Source organism: Cognatilysobacter bugurensis (assembly GCF_014652095.1).
Taxonomy (GTDB): Bacteria; Pseudomonadota; Gammaproteobacteria; order Xanthomonadales; family Xanthomonadaceae; genus Cognatilysobacter; species Cognatilysobacter bugurensis.
Genome location: NZ_BMYD01000014.1, coordinates 1 through 1,196, shown reverse-complemented (window position 1 = coordinate 1,196; position 1,196 = coordinate 1). Strand labels below are relative to the sequence as shown.

The window sequence follows — 1,196 nt, the reverse complement described above, 5'->3', positions numbered from 1 at the left end:
TCTTACTTGATGATCTTCGCCACGACGCCGGCGCCGACGGTGCGGCCGCCTTCGCGGATCGCGAAGCGCAGGCCTTCGTCCATCGCGACCGGGTTGATCAGCGTCACGACCATCTTGACGTTGTCGCCCGGCATGACCATCTCGACGCCTTCCGGCAGCTGGCAGGCGCCGGTGATGTCGGTCGTGCGGAAGTAGAACTGCGGACGGTAGCCCTTGAAGAACGGCGTGTGGCGGCCGCCCTCGTCCTTGCTCAGCACATAGACCTCGGCTTCGAAGTCGGTGTGCGGCTTGATCGAACCGGGCTTGCACAGCACCTGGCCGCGCTCGACGTCGTCACGCTTGGTGCCGCGCAGCAGCAGACCTGCGTTGTCGCCCGCCTGACCCTGGTCGAGCAGCTTGCGGAACATCTCGACGCCGGTGACCGTGGTCTTCTGCGTGGCACGGATGCCGACGATTTCGATTTCGTCGCCGACCTTGATGATGCCGCGCTCGATACGACCGGTGACGACCGTGCCGCGACCGGAGATCGAGAACACGTCCTCGACCGGCATCAGGAACGGCTTGTCGATGTCACGCTCGGGCTCGGGGATGAACGTGTCGAGCGCGTCGACGAGCTTGAGGATCGCCGGCACGCCGATCTCGCTCTGGTCGCCTTCCAGCGCCAGGCGGGCCGAACCGTGGATGATCGGGGTGTCGTCGCCCGGGAAGTCGTACTTCGTGAGCAGCTCACGCACTTCCATCTCGACCAGCTCGAGCAGCTCGGCGTCGTCAACCATGTCGGCCTTGTTCAGGAACACGACGATGTACGGCACGCCGACCTGACGCGAGAGCAGGATGTGCTCGCGGGTCTGCGGCATCGGGCCGTCCGCGGCCGAGCACACCAGGATCGCGCCGTCCATCTGCGCCGCACCGGTGATCATGTTCTTGACGTAGTCGGCGTGGCCCGGGCAGTCAACGTGCGCGTAGTGGCGGTTGGCCGATTCGTACTCGACGTGCGCGGTCGAGATCGTGATGCCGCGCGCCTTCTCCTCCGGCGCCGCGTCGATCGCGTCATATGCCTTGAACTCGCCACCGAAACGCTCCGCACCGACCTTCGTCAGCGCCGCCGTCAGCGTCGTCTTGCCGTGGTCAACGTGACCGATCGTGCCCACGTTCACGTGGGGCTTGGTGCGCTCGAACTTACCCTTGGCCATGGT

Annotated in this window: 1 protein-coding gene; it reads right to left on the bottom strand. The window is 65.6% G+C overall.

What is annotated here, in order from left to right:
- Positions 1–2: 2 nt before the first annotated feature.
- The gene (tuf, locus tag IE075_RS15500; RefSeq protein WP_189458005.1) at positions 3–1,193 is read right to left on the bottom strand and encodes an elongation factor Tu; all 1,191 of its coding nucleotides are present in this window, start codon (positions 1,191–1,193) and stop codon (positions 3–5) included.
- Between the last annotated feature and the right edge of the window lie 3 nt (positions 1,194–1,196).